We start from the raw sequence: 23151 nt of genomic DNA on the forward strand, positions 1-23151 counted from the left end.
GTATTAGTATGTGAGGAAGATATGATTATAAATAATGAAAAGATAGCAAAAGCACTTGAATATATTAAGTCGGAAGATGACAACACAACGCAGGAAACACTTACAATGTGCCAGATTCCCGCACCGTCACATCAGGAAAAGAAAAAGGCGGAATATGTACTTGAAAAGTTCAAAGAGATAGGCCTGCTTAACGTACATATGGATGCAGTATGTAATGTACTCGGTACATGGCCGGGTGACGGAGACGGACCTGTAATAATGCTTGCAGCACACACGGACACGGTATTTCCGATAGATACGGATGTAACTGTAAAGAAGGAAGGCAATAGATATTACTGCCCGGGAATTAATGATGACACTCATGCAGCAGCTGAGATAATGGCGGTAGCAAAGGCAATGGTCAGGTATGACATTCACGCACATGGAGACATAATATTCTGTGCAAATGTGTGTGAAGAAGGACTTGGCGATCTTAAGGGTATTAAATACATTATTAATAATGATAATAATATTGATGCATTTGTGTCGGTTGATAATCCTGTGACAGGCGGTGTTGTATACACGGCAACTGGAAGCCGTCGTTATAAGGTAACATTCACAGGCAACGGCGGACACAGCTTTGCGGATTTCGGACTTCCCAATCCTATACATGCGATGGGAAGGGCAATAGCAAAAATATCTGATTTTAAAGCACCTGAGCTTCCTAAGACAACATTCAATGTAGGAGTCATAGAGGGCGGAACGTCTGTAAATACAATATCGGCATCGGCAGGCATGCTGATGGATATACGTTCTGACAGTGATGAAGAACTTGAGCGTCTTACAGAAGAATTCATGAATGCGGTAGAGAGTGCTGTTGAAGAAGAAAATGCAAGATGGGATGCCGACAAGCCTCAGGTAAAGGCAGACATAGAGGTTAAGGGGGTACGGCCTGCCGGAACACAGGAGCCTGACTGTCCTATAGTAAAAGCAGCATTTGATGCAGCGAGAATGCTTGGAATAGAGCCTGAATTAAGGGGTGAGAGCAGTACTGATGCCAATATTCCGATAAGCATGGGAATTCCGGCGATAACAGTAGGACGTGGCGGCAATGAAGGCGGAGTGCATACAGTCCATGAGTGGTTTGAACCCGTGGAAAGCTGGCTTGGACCACAAAGAGACCTGCTTCTTATTCTTCTGCTTGCAGGCTATGAGGATGTGGCAGAGCCTGTTATAAAGAAAAGATAATAACTTTGCAATTTACGTAATTTTTGCCCATCCGTTGACTTTAAGATATAGACATCATAAAGAAAAAGTATTAAAATCTACTTGAAACACAGGTTTAGTACTGTGAGTACCTGTGAGTTAATACGTTTTAGTACGGAGGGTTGTGTAATGAAGAAAGAACAGTTGAAAAGAGTCGACAAGGTAGTATTTGCAATATTATTGATTGTACTTGGCTATATAGCGTTTACAATGGTCGGACTGCTTGCAACAGGAAGAGGTAACAGCGGTATCATAATACAGACTGTGGCTGTAGCAGCAGGATTAATCACTGTTATAGGTATATTTGCAGTAAGGGCGGGAACACAGTTGTGCGGAATCGTTATGTCTGCGGCTGCGGCTATGGTGTATTTTGTAATGATGTGCACCAATAATATGCCGGATACATATGCATATGCGGTGCCTCTTATTATAGCAACAATCGGATATCTTGATATGAAGATGGCAAGGATTGAGAGCGGTATCATAGTTGCCGGCTTCATAATACATAGCGCAAGAATGATTTCTATGGGAAAGATAGCCTCTGAAGATGTGATAGTAGAGTCAATAGTTATCTTTATTGTTGCAGCTGCCGTTGTAATAATGACTAAGATGATGGTTACATTCAATAAGGAGAATATGGCTGAGATTGCCAGGGGTGCAGAGAAACATCATGAAACAGCAATTAAGATGCAGCATGTGTCAGAGGAGATTACCAATTGCTTTGATGAGACTAATGCACATATAAATGATCTCAATGCAAGCATTACAACGAGTAACCAGTCCGTTAAGAATATTGCCGAGAGTACGGAAAGTACAGCGGAATCTATCCAGCATCAGGCACAGATGTGTCAGGAGATTAAGAATCATACGGATGCGGCAAGCGACCACACAAAGAATATGCTTGATGCATCAGACCGCGCAATGCGGAACGTGCATGAAGGCGCAGAGCTTATCAATGCACTTAAGAGCCAGGCTGAGAATGTAGAGGAAGCAAGCCGTGAGACAGAGACTGTCACGGATAAGCTTACACAGCGGGCAAAAGAGGTTGGAGAGATTGTCGGTTCTATAATGAACATTTCTTCACAGACCAATCTCCTTGCACTTAATGCGTCAATTGAGGCGGCAAGAGCCGGCGAGGCCGGAAGAGGATTTGCGGTTGTCGCAGATGAGATAAGAGAGCTCTCAGAACAGACAAAGGACGCTACAGAGCGAATAAGAACCATAATTGAAGACCTTACCAATGATGTTGAAAGTGTAAGCGGGAGCATCGGTAATTCTGTTGAATCAGTGCGTAAGCAGAATGAGATGATAGATGAAGCCAAAGATAAGTTTGGAATGATTAACACAGAGGTCGATGACCTTATCATGGTAATCAGGGGATTTGACTCGATAATAAGCAATATAGTGAATTCAACTGATGTAATATCAGAAGATATAACTAACCTTTCGGCAACAAGCCAGGAAGTAGCAGCTGCCTCCAACGAAGGCTTCAGCCATACCAATGAGGCTGTTGAGAAGATGAATAAAGTATCAGAGCTCCTTAAGAAAATACACGGACTTGCAAAAGAACTTGAACAGTACGAAGCAGAGTAAGCAGATTAACGTGTTTGCGGATAGCAATTGACAGATAGAAGATTACAGCGTGTCGGAATACCCCTGAAGAAATGCTAATTCACGGCGGTATTTGACACGCTTTTCTATTAAGTGGCGTGTCGGTGTCACAACCCTGTATTCATCAAGATTATGCATAAGGTCATTAATCTTAACTTCACGGGCTATAGGATTGGCTTTTATTCTTGTAAAATAGGATTCTTCATCCCAGCCGTCTTCTTTGGTGACGCAGCGGACAGCCTCTATAATATGTTCGGGAAAACCTTCTGCACGTAAGTCATCATATGAAACGTCAGTATCTTCAATGACATCATGCAGCATTCCGACAATCTTGGAGTCAATCGAACCGCATCTGTATGACACAACAAGCGGATGCTCTATATATGGCATACCCGACATATCTGTCTGGCCTTCGTGTGCCTTGTATGCAATACGCTTGGCTTTGATAAGAAGAGCCAGATTGCAGGTGCTTTCTGATACTTGTGTATTAATGTCCATATAGAGTACTCCTTTCATAAGACCGCTCATAAGACTATCTTAGTTCATTTAAAAATTTATGTCAATTTCTAAAAAAATTATAAAAAAATATCGAAATGTAGTAAGATAAGTGTTAAAATATCTAAGTCATATTACAATAATAAGGGAGATAGTAATGAAGAGGACAACTAAGAATTTGATATGTGCTGCTTCACTGATAGCTATAGCATCAATAGCGGCATGCGGACCAAAGACATCACAGGAGATGGAAGCTGCAGAGGTCACTGAACCGGTAACGGCAGCAGTCGATGAGTCATGGAAGAATGGCAGGAATCTTACAGGCTATGATGTAAGTGATAAGAACGGTGCACGTACATTGTGGGTTGAATTTGGAGAAGAATCAGCCGATATCTATGATGATAAGGGACAGATTTTTGGCTCAGTCAACTATGGGCAGCTTAAGGATACGGAATACTCAAAGCAGGGTTTTGCCTTTGCTGATATTGATAATGACGGATACCTTGATGCATCAATGCCGGGAATCAAGAATGAATTCGGTAATTATACATATAACTGGATATACAATTTTGTTGACAGAAAGTTCATGGACAGAACCGCAGAGCTTACCAATGAGAAAGAAGTGCTTTGGCTTATAGCCAATGGTATTCTCGGCAATAACTCATCAAGACAGATAGTCCAGATGTTTAATAACAGTGACGTCGGAGTAGTTAATGGAGTCGTAACACTTAATGACAGGAACTGCAAGGCGTACAGCATAAGTGATGACGGCAGGGAGACGGCAAGACTTTACTATGACCAGAATGGTGACTGGTATATAGATGAGGGCTGTAAGAATATTTACAGTATCATGGCAGTTAAGAACGATTCCTATGTGCTTGACGGGGTGCTTACAACACCGAGAGCTAAGAGCATAGCAGGATATACGTTAGCAGATTTTTATGGAGATGCGTCCGCTGTGTCAACTGGTATAAGCCAGCTCTGGGTGGCAGCCGGTGATGCTTCTGTATCAGCTGATTCGATAAGCAGTGCGATTAATTCTGTTGTAAGTGCATATGAGATAGTCATAGATGATAAGGGAACTATCAGAAGAATGTCACGCGGCACGAATGTGTTTGAGATGGCTGCAGGGCAGTTTGGAATAGACCTTTCTAAGTATGAAAAACTTAAGTAAAGTAGCTTTACTACGATTTTACATACAATTTACAAATTAGTGGTTTGGGATTTTACAAACAAATAATATATTAAGTCATGCAAAGAGAAATAAATCAGAAAATCTCTTGCATGACTTTTTTGTTTGTATAATATGGAGGAAAAGAAAATGAGACTTAAGAAGTTATTATGTGCATCACTGTCAGTGATGATGGTGGCAGGAGCACTTACAGCGTGTGGCAGTTCAGCAGCTTCAGATGACGGCAGTGCAGCAGGCAGCGGAGCAGCTAATGCAGAGGAGCTTACAGGAAGCATTACGGCAGCGGGTTCATCAGCACTTAAGCCACTTGCAGATGATGCAGCAGACGCATTCAATGAGAAGTACCCTGATGTAAACATCACAATTGATGCAGGCGGTTCAGGTGAAGGACTTAAGCAGGTATCCGAGGGAACAGTTAATATCGGTAACTCAGATGTTGAGGCAGCAGAGAAGCTTGACGCAGCAAAGGCATCAGCACTTGTAGACCACAGAGTATGTGTAGTTACAATGGCACCTATCGTTAACAGGAGTGTTACGGCCGGCGGTGTTAAGGATCTTACGACACAGCAGCTTACAGACATATTTACAGGTAAGATTACTAACTGGAAAGAAGTTGGCGGAGCTGATGAGGCAATCGTTCTTGTAACACGCCCTGAGTCATCAGGTACAAGAGCTACATTCAAGAAGTATGCAATTGGCGGAGCTGCAGAGGCATCTAACAAGTCAATGGAAACAGATGATTCAGGTGTCCTTCTTAAGAATGTTAAGGATACAAAGGGTGCAATCGGTTATGTTGCTCTTTCATATCTTGTAAGTAATCCCGGCGTAGATACACTTTCACTTAACGGTGTAGCACCTACACTTGAGAATACATACGCAGGCAAGTATCCTGTATGGACATATGAGCATATGTATACAAAGGGTGAGCCTGACAAGACAGCTAAGGCATTTCTTGAGTACATCATGTCAGATGAGTACGGCAAGAAGATGGAATCACTTGGCTATGGTGTATCATCAAAGATGCAGGTAAAGGAACACTAATCAGCATATAATCGGAAACAAGTCCAAGACATTAGATTAATTGGTATATAAGGCGGGCGCCTATGGGGGGATGCCCGCCAATTAGTACATAAGACAGAATCCGAAGATATGAGCAGAAATGAGGTAGACAATGAATAGTAAAAAAGGTATGTTTCTCAAGGAATATCTGTGGAGAACAATCGTTACGATATGCGGACTGTTTGTTATCGTACTGACACTTGTTATAGGCGGTTTCCTTGTATATAAGGGCTCCGGAACATTTACGAAATTCGGACACAGCATAGGTGAATTCCTTTTCTCGGCAGACTGGGCACCTGTTGATAATATTACCGGAGGAGGAAGCGTGGGAACACGAATCTTCATTGTCGGATCATTATGCACATGTGGTCTTGGATTACTTATAGCAACGCCTTTTGCAATCGGTTCAGCGATATTTATGACAGAGATATCACCTAAGTTTGGCGAAAAGTTCTATCGTCCGGTCATTCAGATATTTGCGGGTATTCCGTCCGTAGTATACGGATGGGTAGGCCTTACGGTGCTTGTACCGGCTATAAAGACAATATTTAACAGACAGGTTGGACATTCGATTCTTGCGGCAGGACTTGTACTTGCAATTATGATATTCCCGACGATAACGAGTGTGTCGGCAGATGCGATACGTGCAATACCTAAGGAATTCAGGCTTGGAGCTTATGGAATGGGCTCAACCAGATGGCAGACTACATATAAGATAGTTCTTCCGGCAGCAGCACCGGGAATATTCTCGGCAGTAATTCTCGGACTTGCAAGAGCATTTGGTGAAGCACTTGCGGTAGCGATGGTAATAGGTCAGACAACAGCTCTGCCTACAGGAATATTCTCGACGACAAAGTCTCTTACAACAGAGATTACAGCACAGATGGGTAATGCCATGGAAGGCGGCGAGACTAAGACCGCATTGTGGACACTGGCACTGTTGTTATTTATCATATCACTGCTCTTTATATTCCTCATCCATTACTTCTCAGGAAAGAAGCCTGATGATGACGGAGCGGTAAAGGAAAAGAAGGGAGGAAGAAGCCATGCATAACAAAATAAAGCGCGCGATAGGCGCAGACAGAATTATGACCGTTGTATTTTATTGTGTTGCAGTATTTTTCTTCGTACTCCTTGCAGCATTTGCGGGATATGTAATAATAAAGGGCTTCATGGGTGCAACACCGGAGATGTTCAGGTTTCAACGCCGCGGAAGTATAGGAAACCAGTTATTTAATACTATTTATCTTGTGTTTCTTTCACTTCTTATAACTGTTCCCATCGGAGCGCTTGCAGGAATATATCTTGCAAAATACGCCAGAGAGGGAGCACTTACAAAATTTATAAGAATATGTATCGAGACACTGTCATCACTTCCTTCAATTGTTGTCGGACTGTTCGGATATCTTATATTTCTTGTTATCATGGGACTTGATAAGAGCCTTATGGCGGGTGCGTTGTCAGTATCAATACTTACACTTCCGCTTATAACAACGACAACGGAGGATGCGATAAGAGGTTTGCCTGAGGGATATTTTCAGGCGAGTATGGGTCTCGGCTCTACGAGATGGCAGGCAATATTCCATGTGCTTCTTCCGGCATGTCTTCCGAGAATTATGACAGGAATAATTCTTGCAGCAGGACGTGGATTCGGCGAGGCTGCCGTGCTTCTGTATACAACCGGTTCGGGAACCAACATAAGATGGGGCAACTGGAATCTCGCTTCACATACATGCCCGCTCAATCCGTTCCGCTCAGCTGAGACACTTTCACTCCAGATATGGGATCTGCAGGTTAACGGACAGAATCAGGACCTTGCCAATCTTGCATCGGCAGTCCTTCTTATTCTGGTCCTTGCATTCAGTATAGGAGCCAATATCCTGAGTAACAGACTTAATAAGAAAAATGCCGGTGAGAAGGCCTGACATATTTGCGAAAGGAATTAATATATGGAAAACAGTAAATTTGAAGTAAAAAATCTGAATCTGCATTATGGCGCTTTCCATGCATTGAAAAATATTAACATGGATATTGCAAAGAATGAGATAACTGCATTTATCGGCCCATCCGGCTGCGGTAAATCAACATTTTTAAAGACGCTTAACAGAATGAATGACCTTGTAGAGGGTGTTAAGATAGACGGCAATATATACCTTGACGGAGTTGACATATATAATGACATGGACGCTATTTCGCTGAGACACCGCGTCGGTATGGTGTTCCAGCAGCCGAATCCATTTCCAAAGAGTGTATATGACAATATCGCGTACGGACCAAGACTGTTCGGCGTGCGTAAGAAGGCAGAGCTTGACGAGATAGTTGAGCGTTCGCTCCGTCAGGCGGCGATATGGGATGAGCTTAAGGACAGACTTAAAAAGAGCGCGCTCGGATTATCGGGAGGACAGCAGCAGAGACTTTGTATAGCAAGAACGCTTGCGGTTGAGCCTGAGGTAATTCTTATGGATGAGCCTACATCGGCACTTGACCCGATATCAACATCGAAGATAGAAGACCTTGTTGTTGAGCTTAAGAAGAAGTATACAATAGTTATGGTAACACATAATATGCAGCAGGCAACCCGTGTATCTGATAAGACAGTATTTTTCCTGCTTGGTGAGGTTATAGAGGCAGCACCGACAGAAGAATTATTCTCAATGCCTAAGGATAAGAGAACAGAAGATTATATAACAGGGAGGTTCGGTTGATGAGAAATCGTTTCGACAAACAGTTAGTGCAGCTTAATGATTATATGCTTGAGATGGGAAGCCTCATAGAGCAGTCCATTGAAATGTGTGTCAAAGCCCTGGTGAGTCAGGATGAGGCAATAGCAAAGCAGACAATAGAGGCAGATGATGATATCGACCATCAGGAAAAGAAGATAGAGGATCTGTGTCTCCAGCTTCTCCTTCAGCAGCAGCCGGTAGCGTCAGACATGAGAATAATCTCATCGGCGCTTAAGATGGTAACTGACATGGAGCGTATCGGTGATCAGGCAGCGGATATATGTGAGGTGGCAATGGAGATGTCAGAGCTTACGTATATGAAGAAGCTTGAGCATATCCAGAGTATGGCAAAGGAGACAACCGTAATGGTTGTTAAAGCTGTTGAAGCATATGTCCACAAGGACCAGACACTTGCCGAGGAAGTAATTGCAAGGGATGATACTGTGGACAGACTTTTCAACGAGGTTAAAAAAGAGCTTATCACCCTTATCAACCAGAATGCAGAGAATGGCGGGCAGGCAGTTGATTTTCTCATGATAGCTAAGTATTTTGAGAGAATCGGTGACCATGCAACCAATATTGCAGAATGGGTAATATACTCAATAACAGGTGAGCATAACGATTATAATCATTAATTATTAATAATGATTTAAACCTTTGTATCTGCATAGGGCAGTGTAACGGGACAGATTAAATGTTCTCAGTGGCACTGCCCTTTTTCTGTCCGTTTCATTTGCATCCAGTTTGCAGCCCCATTCCATAAGGCAGTTTTTATAGTATGAATCTGATTCTGCCTTACGGCACATATTTTCAAAACCGCTGTTCATTAATATCGGAGCTGCATCAAATGAAAGCCCGGTGAGGTGAATGATATCATTGCGCACATCCGGGCCGTTATAACCTTCAGAAGCCAGTCTGCGCTGCATTGCACTGTAATTATACCGTGCAGTGACATAGTCGGGACGCGAGAATGAAAACATTACAAATATTATTGTAACGGCAGTAACAAAATATCCGAAAAGATTAAAATTACGCCGGAATATATTGATTAATATTCCAATCATGATAACAGCAATAGCGGCAAGTGCCCACAGAACGGATATCCTCAAAAATGTAAGATTGTAAGCCTTTATGTACATTATCATACGCAGGGCACTTGAAAATGTCATGATATATGTGCAGCCGCAGATAATGGTAAGTATTACATTAAGCGCGCGTGATACCCTGTAATAGTGAAGACATGCAAGAACTATAATGATATTAATGATACATACAAACAGCAGCTGGAAGAAACCGCTCCTTGCGTATTCGGCGTAGGTGCAGCCTGAAGGCAGGGCTGCGGCACCGGTCATGCCTGCAAACTGCACAAGGCAGAAAAGTACATATACAAAGCACAATATCCCTGTAAATGTTATGGCAGTCACCGGGTTATGAACGGCACTGACATGATTGTCTGACGGCATGTGCCCTTCACATAAAAATGACCATGTGCAGAAGGCTGCCATGAATGCAAAAACGCCCATTAATAATATTACATACAGGTCAGAGATAATATCATTAAATATGTCTATAATGTCAAAGTTCAATACTGACAGATAATTAAAAATATCAGAGATGATATTGCCGAATATGGCGTCAGCACCGGCAAGCAGCCAGACTACAATAAGAAGCAGGGGAACTGCTATCAGTATTCCGAGAAGAATGCTCTTTGCCATGGGAGATATGCTTAGGCGGTGCATTTTTGCGGCATCAGAATTATCGGTATTACCCGAAACACTGCCGGAACGCGCCGCTTTTAAAGCTTTGCGGCATTCATACGCATCGTGAAATGGTTTTGGAATAAACTCAAAGCATCCTATAATGATGCGCATGACTGAGCAGAGATGCTTTGCAAAGCTCCAGCCACCGGTGGTGTATACCGCACACAGAAAATAGCAGTTCATGAGTACAAATATTGCAAGCTTATTAAGAATTATCATGGGTATACAGTCTGTAATGCATGTCGATATGCCAAGAAGCAGCACGGCAGCTTCATAGAAAATGCATTCATGCGGAACCGCATTACGAAATTGCAATCCGTTCCTTCGGGCAGCAAAAAGCCTGAACATCACAACAGTTCCGGCCACAAACAGCGGGAATGTAATCCCTGACGGATTGTGGTAGAGGCAGAATACATAGAATATTGAGTACAGTGCGCAGCCTCTCAGATAAAATCCTGTATTATTAATATTTACTCCCATATTAAGTATTACTCCTTCCCGTCTTCAACGTATTCAATAATATCACCCGGCTGGCAGTCAAGCGCGCGGCATATTGCATCAAGCGTTGAAAGTCTTATTGCTTTGGCCTTGCCCGTCTTTAGAATTGAGAGATTGGCAAGTGTTATATCAACCTCCGATGCCAGTTCGGTAAGACTTTTTTTGCGTTGAGCCATAACAACGTCAAGATTAATGCGTATAGCCATTAAAACATCTCCATTCGTTTCAGGATTTATTCCCGGTATTAGTGTATTCAGATTGTAAGGTCATTCTCGGTCTTGTAGCTGACTGCTTTTTCAAATACCTGCGCCAGTACGCGGCTGAACATTCCGGCCACAAAGAACGTGATGATTACAATTATGGCAGCAGGTGACAGATAAAGAAAAAGCCGGATACATGTGATGCCTGATATAAGAAATGCATATAGTCCCATCCTTCTGAGGCTTGTAACGTTGGAATATACAAAGCAGTCATCTGCAAGCACGGTGGCAAACATCTTCCTCAGCTCTGCGATTATAGATATTGTAAATGCACCTGCCGAGGCAAATAGTAACCACATGACCAGGAAGTATCTTGCAAAAAAGCTGCTGTAATTCCCATAAAAATGTATAAGGGCGGGAAGTGCAAGCCATGTTATAATGGCACACACAAATGCAATATCAAGGAGCAGCTTCGTAAAACGGGTAACGTTAAAGACATTATTCCTGCCGGTAGTGTTTGTATTCATATTAATCCTCCATTCATGCCCGTAAAATCGTTTGATTTTGTTATCGGTTCACGGTTATCAGTTTAGTTAATGTATACACCATGATTAATCAAAAGTCAATAAAAATTTATTGAAAAACGATAAAAACGCATAAGACACTGACATTGAAAAACGGTACTTTATGTGTTAAAATAAAACAAAGTGTGGACGTGAATAAAATATATGAAAATATATGGGAGAGAGCATATGGCGAGACGTACAATTCTTATTATTGATGATGTTGAGTTTAACAGACGTGCAGCTGAAGGTGTTCTTAGAGATGAATATGATCTTATTCAGGCAGGCTCGGCTAAGGAGGCACTGGCAATACTTGAAAGTACTGTCCCGGATCTTATCCTGCTGGATATCGTAATGCCGGAGATGGACGGATATGAAGCGATAGGCGTGATTAAGTCAAAGAATGCGTGGAAGGGAATACCGGTAATATTTCTTACCGGCAATTCGGACACGGTGAGTGAGGTGCGCGGACTTGACCTTGGTGCTGCGGATTTTATAACAAAACCATTTGTAGCTGCTGTTATGAAGCGCAGAATCAAGACCCAGCTTGAGTTGTATGATTATGAGCATCATCTTGAAGAGCTTGTAGACGAAAAGGTGAAAGAGATAGAGAAGATGCAGGATCTGCTTTCTGTAGGTTTTGCAGAGCTTGTTGAGTGCAGGGACGGCGTGACGGGTGGACACATAAAGAATACATCAATATATTTTACTGCATTTATTAATGAATTGCGCAAGGTTCCTAAGTATAAGAATGACCTTACGGAAGATTTTGTGCGAAGTGCAATACGCTCAGCACCGCTTCATGATATTGGCAAGATTGCGATATCGGATGATGTACTCCGCAAGGCAAGCCCTCTCGATAACGATGAATTTGATTATATGAAGTCACATACTGTGATAGGTGGGCAGACATTCCGCAAGATCCGTAATCAGGTTATGGATAACTATTTCATATCAACAGCGGAAGAGATGGCATTGTATCACCATGAGCGATGGAATGGCAAGGGATATCCGTATGGACTGTCAGGTGAGGAGATACCATTGTCGGCAAGAATTATGAGTATTGTTGATGTATATGATGCGCTTACATCCAAGAGGCCATACAAAGAGCCGTACAGCCATGAGAAGTCTATGGCGATAATTGTAGAGGGACGCGGTCAGTTCTTTGATCCGGACCTTGTGGACGAGTTTATAAAGATAAGTCCGATAATAAGTGAGTGCCTGAAGCAGAAAGAAAAGCTCAGACAGGATTATATGGGAGAAACCAGAGTTTATGAATAAGATAGCAAGTTTTACGGTTAATCATCTTAATCTTCTTACGGGAGTATATGTATCACGACGTGATTACATAGGAGACGAAGTTATTACAACATTTGACCTGAGATTTACGAGACCGAATGAGGAAGCACCTATGGACACAGCGGGCATTCATTCCATAGAGCATCTTGGAGCAACATTCCTTCGTAACGACCCTGAGTGGAAGGATAAGACTATATATTTTGGACCTATGGGATGCAGGACCGGATTCTATGTGATATTTGCCGGCGAACTCGAACCGGAGGATATAATTGATGTTCTCAGAAGAATGGCAGACTACATACTGTCATACGAGGGCGATATACCGGGATATTCTCCTAGGGATTGCGGCAATTATCTCGATAATAATCTTAAGCTTGCCAAGATATACATGAATAAGTATAAGACAGAAGTGCTTGATGCACCGACACCGGACCGCATGAAGTATCCGCAGTAACAGATGAATTACAGCAACAGTAGTGCTTAGGGCAATTAAAGAATAATTAAAGAATAATTAAAGAGCTGCCATGCCGGAATTAATATCAGGTTCCGGCATGGCAGCTCTTTATATTAAAATTAAAACTATCGTAATTACAAATTACAGTGTCTCAGGCTCCGGATAATCTGCACCGAAAGTCTCAACAGTTACAGTCTTCATAACCTGTGGGTTACGTGGACGGTCATTCCAGTCCACATCTGTCTCTGCAATGCTGTTAAGAACATCAAAGCCTTCTGTAAGCTTACCGAAGGCAGCGTACTGTCCGTCAAGATGCGGAGCATCCTTATGCATGATAAAGAACTGTGAACCTGCTGAATCAGGGTGCTGTGAACGTGCCATTGAAAGTACGCCTGCTGTGTGCTTAAGGTCATTCTTGAAATTGTTGCCTGAGAATTCACCGGCAATACTGTAGCCCGGACCGCCGTAGCCCATTCCCTCAGGATCGCCGCCCTGAATCATGAAACCTGAGATTACTCTGTGGAAGATAAGTCCGTCGTAGAATCCCTTGTTGATAAGTGAGATAAAGTTGTTTACTGTGTTAGGTGCGATTTCAGGATAAAGCTCAGCCTTCATTACATCGCCGTTTTCCATTGTGAATGTTACTATTGGATTCTGTGCCATTGATATAAGTCCTTTCAAATATATTATGTGCTATTAATTCTATATTGCATGATTGAAAATGTCAAATATACGGATAGGACTAATGGTGGCATATGCATAGTGCATGGCAGGTCAGGGTAATACATCACCATCACGCATACATCACCGTGCCCAGCACTGCGGCAATAACAATCATAAGAATAGGGGAAGCCTGTTTTGAACGCATTTTTTTATAAATGGCACCAACACATGCAAGAGTAGTAAGTATTGCTACGGCACGGATGTCAACTGCAAGTACAGAGTGGATATTCTCAAATCCGAAAAGTGCCTTAAGACCGAGCGTTACTGCGGTGGAGAGAATCAGCGCAACCACACATGGACGTATTCCTGACAGAAAAGCCTGGACACCGCGGAATCTGAGAAGATTGTTTATAAGTGCAGCAATAATAAGAATTATGATAAATGAAGGGAGAACAACTCCAAGCGTTGCCACAAAAGCACCGGCAATTCCTGCCTGTGTCGAACCTATGAAAGTCGACATGTTGACAGCAAGCGGTCCGGGGGTTGATTCGGATATTGCGATGAAATTAATAAATTCATCTTCACTGAGCCAGCCGTTGGACATGACAGCATCACTGATCAGCGGAATCATTCCGTATCCGCCTCCGAAGGACACTGTTCCTATCTCAAGAAATGTAAGGAAAAGCTTCAGGTATATCATTTTTTCTCACCTCCGAGCCATACTGCAACACCGGCAACTCCACATATGAATATGAAAAATATTGAGGAAAAGTCTATTGCAAAAACCGAAAACAGAATCATTAATGCGGTTACCGCAGATACAATAAATATATTCATGAAGGTTCTGTCAAGCCTGCGCAGCAGTTTCAGACCGGCAGTGAATACAAGATATACTATGCATGCCTGTATTCCGCGGAAAGCATTCTGTACAACAGTAAGTGCCATAAACTGATCGAGGAAAAGCGAAATTATATAAATAATAATGAATGACGGTATGCTCACCGCAACAGTCGCCGCAAGCGCACCCCAAAAGCCGCATATACGGTAACCGATATAAGTTGCGCTGTTTATTGCCATCGGTCCGGGAGTGGACTCGGCAATCGCAATCATGTCTATGAACTCATCTTTGTCAAGCCATCTGCGGTATGAGACAAATTCAGATTCAAGCAGGGCTACCATAGCGTATCCGCCACCAAAAGTGAATGCTCCTATCTTTAAAAATGTAATAAAAAGTGTTGTGATTTTTTTCATGGATTTCATCTCCCTTAACCGGCTGTAACAATTATATTTACAGATTTGCCATAAAACAATACATATGTTAATATAAAAAACATAAGCTTTTACTTATGTATTGACGCAGGATTACTGCGCATGGAATGGAGCAGACATGACGTTAAGACATTTACAGATTTTCAGGGCGGTATGCGACTGCGGAAGCATAACTGCAGCGGCGGACAGGCTTAATGTAACCCAGCCTTCGGTCAGCATGGCTATACGTGAGCTGGAAGCATTTTATCAGACAAGACTGTTTGACAGAATTAACAGAAAGATATACCTTACCGAGGCCGGAACGATGCTGCGGCAGTATACCGACACGATGCTTGACCAGTATGATGATATGACAATACTTTTGCGGGAAGGAAAAGTATTTACAAAATGCAGAATAGGTGTGAATATATCAGTAGCCGAAACGCTGCTTCCGGATGTTATAAGGAAGGCACGCGCAAGAATACCTGATATCAATCTTAATGTACTTGTGCATAACACGGAGACAATAGAGCAGAAGCTTGCCGACAACCAGATAGATTTTGCAATTCTGGATAATGTAAAGGACAGTGCTTCAAGAAACTCAAGGATATTTGATACGGATGACATGGTGATTGTCTGCTCACCGTATGTTTATTACAAAGACAGTATGACAATTGGAGAGCTTGCGGAAAAGCCGCTTCTGCTGCGCGAAGAGGGGAGCGGTCTTAGAAGCTGTGTGGAAGGCGTGTTTGCAAGACATGGATATGGCATGAATATAATCATGGAGAGTACAAGCACACTTGCGCTTGCGGAGCTTGCGGACGGAGGTCTTGGATTTACGGTGCTCCCGCTGAGTATAGTAAAAAAACTTGAAAAGACATTGTGCCTTAAGACAGTTAAGCTTGAGGACGATATCTTCAGAAGAAGCTATTATCTTGTATATAACAAGAAAAAGCATCTTACATATACAATGACGGAATTTCTCAAGGCAATGGAGAGAACAGATGAATAAAGAGCTGATAATATTAAAGGACAGCATACCGGTACGGAAGGTGTATGCAATCAGGAGAGAACTGACGCAGTGGGACGTTGTATTTTATGATAATATTAATTCCTGCAATTCAATAGACAGCCGGGCGGGGGCATCTGATGATGACGGGGTGCGACAGGTGATTCTGGTTACGGGATGTCAGGATGATGAAGAGTATGACGGATATTATGAGGAGTATAATATACCTTATTTCGGATATGGCGAAGATTACCGTGGAGATGCGCGCTATGTGGCTCTTGATGAGTGGGCGGTGACGGACAGATTCCTTGATACGGTATGGGCAAGATATAATGGCCTTCCGCTTACGATGTTTTATACTTCAAGGCTTACGGCAAGGGAGATTACGGTTGAAGACCTTCCGAAACTTTACGAATTGTATGCGTATCCGGGAATGACAGAGTTTGTTGAACCGCTGTATGAATATGAGCGTGAAGTTGAATTTACAAAAGATTATATTAAAAATATGTATGGGTTTTATGGATACGGTCTGTGGCTTATATTTGAGAATTCTACAGGCAGGCTTGTAGGAAGAATAGGACTTGAAAACAGGCAGATTGACGGACAGACGCAGGTCGAACTTGGCTATATGGTTGGATCGCCATTCTGGAGAAGAGGGTATGCAACAGAGATGTGCGAGGCGATACTTGAATATGCATTTGCCGAGGATGGCCTTAATCTTGAAAAGGTGGCGTTGTGTACTACACGCGACAACAAGCCGTCCAAGAGACTTGCTTCAAAGCTTGGATTCAGGCTGTATGCAACTAACAGGCACGACAACCTGAATCTTTATTACAAATACAGAAACCGGACACGATAAACCACCATCTGTGGAGTGCAGTATCAGTCAAGGTCAAATGCATATCTGATAAAAGCAGTCGCGTTATCGATATGTGTTGATGACCTTACGATTGCAAAGCAAGGGTTCTTTACTGAAAGCCCCATATCTTTTACAAGTTTGGTTGCTGTAAGGTCAAGAGCTACCGGAAGTTCAGTCCCATCGGACAGCTTATAATAAATCACGTAATCACTTACCTTATTGAATTCCTCGTCTGTAAGGCATGTTGTAAGGTCAATAAATGCAGACTCGTCAGTTGTTGAAAATCCGCGAAGATTGGATTTGTCAGTTATAAGGGCATCTATACTGCCGGTTGCAATCTGGGTCATAATCTTCTCTGCACTGATATAAGGATCCTGGTCAACTGAGTTGGTGTATGTCAGAGTGTAATTATTATCAAAATATACACGTTCCTTTTTACCGTCAATTCCAAGATATTCAGTGAATTCAGTAGTGAGACGGTCTTCTTTTTTATCCATCCCCTGTATTCCGCCGTCAGTTACTACGGTGTATAATACATTTTCATAATCATTAAGACGGAACATGTATACAATTCCTATAATTGCCGCGATAAGCACAGCCACAGCTATTATCGGAATCTTGTAATATTCCCATATATGTTCTTTCTTCTGTTCCCATGTCATCCTGGACAGGCGTTCTTTTTCTTCATTCATATCTTCTTTGAGTGATTTGCCGTCAACCATAAATATATAATCCTTTCATAATTTACAAATTAAAATAACTGTCTGCACGATAAAGGTCATTATAACATACAGATAAGTGTATATGACAGGCTTTTAGAAAAAGTTAATAAAGATTATACAAAACTTCTTTGATTTTTTGTATATTAATGCGTATAATGAAAAACAGAATGTTATGAATTTAGGAATGGAGATAATATGGGTAAGTTTTTTGGACTGGACAGTCCGTTTTTTAAAGTGATGACAAAGGTCGCTGATTTTATAATTCTGAATTTTCTTGTGCTGGTATTCTCAATACCTGTAGTGACGATAGGCCCGGCACTTACAGCCATGTACTATGTGGCGCTTAAGGAAGCAAGAGGTGAAGAAGGATATATCTGGCGTGACTTCTGGAAATCATTCAAGGCTAATTTTAAGCAGGGATTTGTCATAGAGCTTATTGTTGCGGCGATAATAGCCGTACTTGGTCTTAATATAGTAACCTGTTACAGATGGACTTATGAGGGAAGCATGATGGGACAGATTCTTATGTTCCTTAACATAGGTCTTGCAATACTTGCTGCGGCATCGCTTATATATCTTTTTCCGCTTCTTGCACAGTTCAGGAACACGGTAAAGAATACGCTGTTTAATTCGCTTCTTATGGCTATGAAGCATCTTCCTCAGACGATAGTAATGCTTATAGCAACCGGACTTCTTGTATATGCAATAATAAGCTACCCGGTATTCATATTCCTGTTTATCGGTCTTATAGCGTATGTGCAGACATATGTGCTTGCCAAGATTTTCAAGCAGTATATGCCTAAGGAGGAATTTATTCCCGATACATATGAAGTGCCTGAGGATGTAGATGACATCTGGGACAGGCTTGCGGCAGGAACGGCTGATGAGAAGAAAGAGGCGGAGCAGGAAGCCACGGATGCGGCAGATGACAGCAGCGGACAGGAGACAGCCGGACCGGCTGCCGCTGATGAACAAAAAGAGCAGGGAGAAGAGTAATGAATTTTAAGAAGAAGGACATAATGCTTATATTGGCAGGAATTATCCTGCTTGCATTGGAGTTTGACATAACAGTTGCAGGAGCAAAGATTGATATATTCTCGGATGTGCTGGCGTACATCATTATACTTATTGGAATTTCACACATTGCAGTGCGCAATAATATTTTTAAAAAATGTAAAAGTACTTCAATAAAAGGACTTATCGCAGCAGTAGCAGTGCAGGCAATACACTGCGTAAGCCTTGGCGTGGCCCAGGCAAATGCAGACCTGTTTATGATGGGCGTTATGACAATATTCTTTATATATTTCACGTATTATTTTACGGAGGGTATTGCACTTGAAGCCAAGATGCAGGATAAGAGTGCTGTGGCGCGTAATTTTAAGCTTACATGGGGCGTGTTCGGCGTATTTATATTTGCATATTACATCATACTTAACTTTATATCAGCGGGAAGCATTGTTGCTATCCTTGTGCAGGCGGTGCTTGTAATATGTGCCATATACTACTGCTATGCAATGTCAGCAGCATGTGACATGCTCTACATGGAAGGGCTTCCGCAGCGTTCGGAGGAAGCACTCGCAGAAGAGAAGCAGAATGAGAAAATGGTTGAAAAGTAACACGATGTACTAAAAATAAAACTTGTAAAAGAATCATACATTGTATACAATGACCTTGGCAATTGAATAATGAGAGAAAGTAATATAGCTGAATTAAAGGAGAGAACAATGAAAAGAAGTAAAAGATTACTGGCTTTTGTATTGACGCTTGTTATGGCACTTTCTGTTGCACTAAGCGGATGCTCAGGCGACAAGAAGGGAGATTCTTCTGATCAGTCAGATGCTTCCTCTAAGGAACCGACATATGGCGGTTCTGTAGTTGTAGGAATACAACAGGATATCGACAGTCTTGACCCACACAAAGCAACAGCGGCAGGAACCAAGGAGATATTATTTAACATTTTTGAAGGGCTTGTAAAGCCTGACGAGAATGGCAATCTTATCAAGGCAGTGGCAAGTGATTACAAGGTATCGGATGATGGACTTGTATACACATTTACAATCAGGGACGGCATTAAGTTTCATAACGGAAATGCAGTGACCGTAGAAGATGTAAAGTATTCACTTGACAGAGCCAGTGGATTACTTGACGGCAATGCGCTGATTACGGCACTTAAGAAGATAAGTGCTGTTAACATAGTGGATGACAGGACGGTTGAAGTCACTCTCGCATCTGCGGATACGGAAATGATATACAACTTTACTGCTGCAATCATACCAAAGCCTGCTGACGGCACTCAGGCTGATGCAGGCAAGCCTGTAGGAACAGGCCCATTCAAATTCGTTTCTTATACACCGCAGGAGAGCATAATTCTTACAAAGAATGAGGATTACTGGCAGAACGGACTTCCGTATCTTGATGAAGTTAAATTCAAGATTGTATCCGGCACAGATACGGCACTGCTTGAGCTCAAGGGCGGATCGATTGATATGTATCCATATCTTACAGATTCACAGGCAGAAGAACTTAAGAGTACTTATGATATTGAATATGCAATATCTGATGTTGCACAGGCACTTTTCCTTAACAATGCAGAAGCACCGTTTGACAACGAAAAGGTTCGTCAGGCAGTAGCATGTGCACTGAATAAGGATGAGATTAACCAGTTTGTTGCGGGCGGCAAGAGCGCGGTAATAAACTCTGCAATGCTTCCGACGATTAAGAATTACTATGTTGATACTAATTCATACAATTCATATAATGTGAGCAGAGCTAAGCAGCTTCTTGCTGAGGCAGGTTATCCGAACGGATTCGACATGACAATAAAGGTTCCGTCAAATTACACATTCCATATGGAGACTGCACAGGTTGTTGCAGAGCAGCTGAAGGCAGCAGGAATTAATGCTAAGATTGAGGGGATAGAGTGGAGTTCATGGCTTAGTGACGTATATGCCAACAGAGATTATCAGGCTACAATATGCGCACTTACAGCGGATCTCACACCATCAAGTCTTCTTGTGAGATTTACATCGGGATATTCAAAGAACTTTGTGAATTTCAGTGATGCAGAGTATGATAAGGTTTACGCAGAGGCGCAGGCATCACTTGATGATAACGTGAGAAAAGAAAAGTATGCAAAGCTTCAGCAGATTCTTGCCGAGAAGGAAGGAAGCGTATTCATTCAGGCAGCGGCACTGCTCGTTGCCAAGAACAAGGACCTTGCAGGCTACAAATTCTATCCGGTGTATGTACAGGATATGAGCACGGTGTATTACATTAAGAAGTAAGTGGGACACATCCGCCCACGCATATTGTCGCCGGACACGCTTTCGCTGCGATGCAGCCATAGCGGACACGTAAGGCACCACAGTACGGCGCCTAAGTGCCGATGGCTGCAAAGCGTCCGGCTCGTAATAAGCGCGGGCTGCTGCTGTGCAGGACGCCAGCCATCCACACCACATGTATTTTAAGGCCGGTTTATATGTAAGGCTGTGCGATGCTATGTAGTCTATGTAGTTGCGCTGGGGGAAGCCCAGCCGCGAAGGAGCGGCAAGAGCATAAGCAGGCATTTTAGAGCGGCCGGTACTTATGCGGCGTATTCTGCCGCATTATGTACCGCTGCCAGCTCTAACAAGCGCAAGCGCGCCTGCGTTGCCTTGCTGTTCCTTCGCGGCGTCACTCACACAACGCATAAATTACCACAACATATAAAACACCGAATTATATAAAACACCGAAATACATGAAAGGAGGCCGGTTGAATGAAATATTTTGCCAAAAAGACATTAACTCTCATTATAACTTTATTTATGATTTCAATTGCCACCTTTTTTGTGTTTCAGATTATACCGGGAGATGCGGTTGCTAACATGCTTGGAACTGAGGCTACACCTGAGCGTGAAGAAGCACTCAGACAGCAGCTTGGACTGGATGAGCCGGTTCCTGTAAGATACATAGAGTGGATAAAAGGTGTTGCGCATGGTGATTTTGGACGCAGTTACCGTTATGCAGAGAATATGAATGAAATGATGAGTGTATCCAGACTGATTGGAGATAAGCTGCCGGTAACACTTACATTAGCAGTGCTTTCACTGATAATGACTGTGATACTGGGTTTCTTTATCGGAATTGTCTGGGCCGGCTGCAAGAGCAGGACACTTGATGCTGTATTTGGAATTATTACGCAGGGTGCGATGGCGGTGCCGTCATTCTTTCTGGGTATACTCATAATTTTTTTCTTTGGAATAATACTAAGATTGTTTGCTCCGGGACAGTATGTAAGTTACCATGACAGTGTTGCAGGTTTTTTCGGATATCTGATATTCCCTGCATTTGCAATGGCTATACCGAAGTCTGCGATGGCGGCAAGATTCCTTCGTAATGCTATTCTTGAGCAGGGAGAACTTGATTACGTGCGTACTGCTAAGAGTAAGGGATGTACGGATAGAAGAATCATGTGGCGACATATACTTCGTAATGCGATTATACCTGTAATAACATTTATGGGAACCGTCATAGCCGAGATAGTGGCCGGAAGTATTGTAGTTGAGCAGGTATTCAGTGTTCCGGGAATAGGAAGGCTGCTTGTGAGTTCGATATCCACGAGAGATTTTCCTGTTGTCCAGACGCTTATTCTGTACATAGCAGTTGCGGTTATGGTAGTTTATTATATTGTTGATATTATTTATGGAATTGTAGACCCAAGGATGAGGAGCAATGAAGACTGATAACGCTGCAAAAGGGAGAATAAAAATAATCCGGATGAACGGATATCTTACGGCCGGTCTTATAATAACCGGAGTTTTTGTGCTGCTCGGAATTATCGGGATGTTCTGGACACCGTATTCAACAACGGCAATGTCAGCCTCAGAGAAGTTTGCAGCACCAAGTCTGGCACATCTTATGGGAACGGATAATTTTGGAAGAGATATACTGTCGCGTGTTATGAAAGGACTTGGAACGACAGTTATGACCGGAGTCCTCGTTATACTTGTAAGTGGAACGGCAGGCCTTGTGATAGGGGCACTTACCGGATATTTCGGCGGAATTGTTGATGAAGTGATTATGAGAATTAATGATGCACTGAACAGCTTTCCGAGTATCCTGATGGCGCTTGTGGTTGTAAGTATACTTGGAACCGGAAGCCGCAATGTTATAATAGCTCTTTCAATCGTATTTATACCGAGCTTTGTGCGTGTGGTAAGAAGCGAGTATATGAGATGCCGCAATGCGGATTACATAACGAATGCAAGACTTATGGGAGTGGGCAGGATAAGGATTATGTTTGTGCATATACTGCCTAATATAATGTCGACATTCCTTGTGGCGGTTACGGTAGGTTTCAACAATGCAATACTGGCTGAGTCAGGTTTGAGCTATCTTGGAATAGGAGTGCAGCCACCTGATGCCAGCCTTGGCAAAATGCTTTCAGATGCCCAGGGATATCTGTTCACAGCGCCATGGTATGCAGTCTTTCCGGGACTTACAATAGTCTTATTTGTACTTGGGTTTTCACTTATCGGTGAAGGAATACAGCGTAATAACAGGAGATAACC

General features: G+C 42.6%; 25 protein-coding genes. 17 read left to right on the plus strand and 8 right to left on the minus strand.

Annotation, left to right across the window (positions count from 1 at the left end; all coding sequences use genetic code 11):
* Positions 1-21: 21 nt before the first annotated feature.
* Both NQ488_02280 and NQ488_02285 read left to right on the plus strand, forming a co-directional pair.
* Complete coding sequence (locus NQ488_02280) at positions 22-1227, plus strand: M20/M25/M40 family metallo-hydrolase (GenBank protein UWN96160.1); 1206 nt, start codon at positions 22-24, stop codon at positions 1225-1227.
* A 147-nt stretch (positions 1228-1374) separates the two neighbouring features.
* Entirely contained in the window at positions 1375-2838 is a 1464-nt protein-coding gene (locus NQ488_02285; GenBank protein ID UWN96161.1) for a methyl-accepting chemotaxis protein, read from the plus strand.
* A gap of 42 nt (positions 2839-2880) precedes the next feature.
* Here the strand turns inward: NQ488_02285 and NQ488_02290 are convergent, their stop codons facing one another.
* Positions 2881-3354, minus strand: a complete 474-nt coding sequence (locus NQ488_02290) for a GTP pyrophosphokinase (GenBank protein ID UWN96162.1) — start codon at positions 3352-3354, stop codon at positions 2881-2883.
* Between the two features lie 154 nt (positions 3355-3508).
* Here NQ488_02290 and NQ488_02295 point away from each other — a divergent pair, with 154 nt between their 5' ends.
* The 6 genes from NQ488_02295 (at position 3509) to phoU (ending at position 8960) form a co-directional block, all read left to right on the plus strand.
* The gene (locus NQ488_02295; GenBank protein UWN96163.1) at positions 3509-4525 is read left to right on the plus strand and encodes a hypothetical protein; all 1017 of its coding nucleotides are present in this window, start codon (positions 3509-3511) and stop codon (positions 4523-4525) included.
* Between the two features lie 147 nt (positions 4526-4672).
* A complete protein-coding gene (locus NQ488_02300; GenBank protein UWN96164.1) occupies positions 4673-5584 on the plus strand; it encodes a phosphate ABC transporter substrate-binding protein in 912 nt (303 codons plus the stop codon).
* Between the two features lie 130 nt (positions 5585-5714).
* Positions 5715-6656 carry a phosphate ABC transporter permease subunit PstC gene (gene pstC, locus NQ488_02305; protein ID UWN96165.1) on the plus strand — a complete coding sequence of 314 codons (942 nt, stop codon included), beginning with the start codon at positions 5715-5717 and terminating at the stop codon, positions 6654-6656.
* A complete protein-coding gene (gene pstA / locus NQ488_02310) occupies positions 6649-7527 on the plus strand; it encodes a phosphate ABC transporter permease PstA (protein UWN96166.1) in 879 nt (292 codons plus the stop codon). The genes pstC and pstA overlap by 8 nt, the downstream gene beginning before the upstream one ends.
* Positions 7528-7551: 24 nt before the next feature.
* The gene (pstB, locus tag NQ488_02315) at positions 7552-8307 is read left to right on the plus strand and encodes a phosphate ABC transporter ATP-binding protein PstB (GenBank protein ID UWN96167.1); all 756 of its coding nucleotides are present in this window, start codon (positions 7552-7554) and stop codon (positions 8305-8307) included.
* Positions 8307-8960, plus strand: a complete 654-nt coding sequence (phoU, locus tag NQ488_02320) for a phosphate signaling complex protein PhoU (protein ID UWN96168.1) — start codon at positions 8307-8309, stop codon at positions 8958-8960. Before pstB ends, phoU begins: the two co-directional genes overlap by 1 nt.
* A gap of 3 nt (positions 8961-8963) precedes the next feature.
* Here phoU and NQ488_02325 read toward each other — a convergent pair whose 3' ends face one another.
* Genes NQ488_02325 through NQ488_02335 form a run of 3 tightly spaced genes read right to left on the minus strand, consistent with a single transcriptional unit; the run spans position 8964 to position 11310 of the window.
* Entirely contained in the window at positions 8964-10565 is a 1602-nt protein-coding gene (locus tag NQ488_02325) for a DUF4173 domain-containing protein (protein UWN96169.1), read from the minus strand.
* 8 nt (positions 10566-10573) lie between these two features.
* Positions 10574-10789 carry a helix-turn-helix transcriptional regulator gene (locus NQ488_02330; protein ID UWN96170.1) on the minus strand — a complete coding sequence of 72 codons (216 nt, stop codon included), beginning with the start codon at positions 10787-10789 and terminating at the stop codon, positions 10574-10576.
* Between the two features lie 47 nt (positions 10790-10836).
* Positions 10837-11310: a DUF2975 domain-containing protein gene (locus tag NQ488_02335; GenBank protein ID UWN96171.1), complete on the minus strand. Its 474-nt coding sequence runs from the start codon at positions 11308-11310 to the stop codon at positions 10837-10839.
* A gap of 225 nt (positions 11311-11535) precedes the next feature.
* On the opposite strand from NQ488_02335, the gene NQ488_02340 reads away from it, so the two are divergent.
* Positions 11536-12627, plus strand: a complete 1092-nt coding sequence (locus NQ488_02340; GenBank protein UWN96172.1) for a response regulator — start codon at positions 11536-11538, stop codon at positions 12625-12627.
* Positions 12620-13099, plus strand: a complete 480-nt coding sequence (locus NQ488_02345) for an S-ribosylhomocysteine lyase (protein UWN96173.1) — start codon at positions 12620-12622, stop codon at positions 13097-13099. Before NQ488_02340 ends, NQ488_02345 begins: the two co-directional genes overlap by 8 nt.
* A 141-nt stretch (positions 13100-13240) precedes the next feature.
* Here the strand turns inward: NQ488_02345 and NQ488_02350 are convergent, their stop codons facing one another.
* The 3 genes from NQ488_02350 to NQ488_02360 form a co-directional block, all read right to left on the minus strand.
* Positions 13241-13762: a peptidylprolyl isomerase gene (locus NQ488_02350; protein UWN96174.1), complete on the minus strand. Its 522-nt coding sequence runs from the start codon at positions 13760-13762 to the stop codon at positions 13241-13243.
* 130 nt (positions 13763-13892) lie between these two features.
* Entirely contained in the window at positions 13893-14462 is a 570-nt protein-coding gene (locus NQ488_02355; GenBank protein UWN96175.1) for a chromate transporter, read from the minus strand.
* Positions 14459-15013: a chromate transporter gene (locus NQ488_02360; protein UWN96176.1), complete on the minus strand. Its 555-nt coding sequence runs from the start codon at positions 15011-15013 to the stop codon at positions 14459-14461. Before NQ488_02360 ends, NQ488_02355 begins: the two co-directional genes overlap by 4 nt.
* A gap of 136 nt (positions 15014-15149) precedes the next feature.
* Here NQ488_02360 and NQ488_02365 point away from each other — a divergent pair, with 136 nt between their 5' ends.
* Positions 15150-16022, plus strand: a complete 873-nt coding sequence (locus tag NQ488_02365) for a LysR family transcriptional regulator (GenBank protein ID UWN96177.1) — start codon at positions 15150-15152, stop codon at positions 16020-16022.
* Positions 16015-16878 (plus strand): GNAT family N-acetyltransferase, encoded by an 864-nt coding sequence (locus NQ488_02370; protein ID UWN96178.1) that lies wholly within the window; start codon positions 16015-16017, stop codon positions 16876-16878. Before NQ488_02365 ends, NQ488_02370 begins: the two co-directional genes overlap by 8 nt.
* A 23-nt stretch (positions 16879-16901) precedes the next feature.
* Here the strand turns inward: NQ488_02370 and NQ488_02375 are convergent, their stop codons facing one another.
* Entirely contained in the window at positions 16902-17600 is a 699-nt protein-coding gene (locus tag NQ488_02375) for a hypothetical protein (GenBank protein ID UWN96179.1), read from the minus strand.
* Between the two features lie 195 nt (positions 17601-17795).
* Here NQ488_02375 and NQ488_02380 point away from each other — a divergent pair, with 195 nt between their 5' ends.
* The 5 genes from NQ488_02380 to NQ488_02400 all read left to right on the plus strand — a co-directional run bounded on the left by NQ488_02380 (position 17796) and on the right by NQ488_02400 (position 23149).
* Positions 17796-18596, plus strand: a complete 801-nt coding sequence (locus tag NQ488_02380; GenBank protein UWN96180.1) for a DUF624 domain-containing protein — start codon at positions 17796-17798, stop codon at positions 18594-18596.
* Positions 18596-19216, plus strand: a complete 621-nt coding sequence (locus tag NQ488_02385) for a hypothetical protein (GenBank protein UWN96181.1) — start codon at positions 18596-18598, stop codon at positions 19214-19216. Before NQ488_02380 ends, NQ488_02385 begins: the two co-directional genes overlap by 1 nt.
* Positions 19217-19324: 108 nt before the next feature.
* Positions 19325-20884 (plus strand): ABC transporter substrate-binding protein, encoded by a 1560-nt coding sequence (locus NQ488_02390; protein UWN96182.1) that lies wholly within the window; start codon positions 19325-19327, stop codon positions 20882-20884.
* Positions 20885-21357: 473 nt separating this feature from the next.
* Complete coding sequence (locus NQ488_02395) at positions 21358-22323, plus strand: ABC transporter permease (GenBank protein ID UWN96183.1); 966 nt, start codon at positions 21358-21360, stop codon at positions 22321-22323.
* The gene (locus tag NQ488_02400) at positions 22313-23149 is read left to right on the plus strand and encodes an ABC transporter permease (protein ID UWN96184.1); all 837 of its coding nucleotides are present in this window, start codon (positions 22313-22315) and stop codon (positions 23147-23149) included. The genes NQ488_02395 and NQ488_02400 overlap by 11 nt, the downstream gene beginning before the upstream one ends.
* Positions 23150-23151: the final 2 nt, after the last annotated feature.

It is taken from the genome of [Bacteroides] pectinophilus (genome assembly GCA_025146925.1).
Taxonomy (GTDB): Bacteria; Bacillota; Clostridia; order Lachnospirales; family Lachnospiraceae; genus Bacteroides_F; species Bacteroides_F pectinophilus.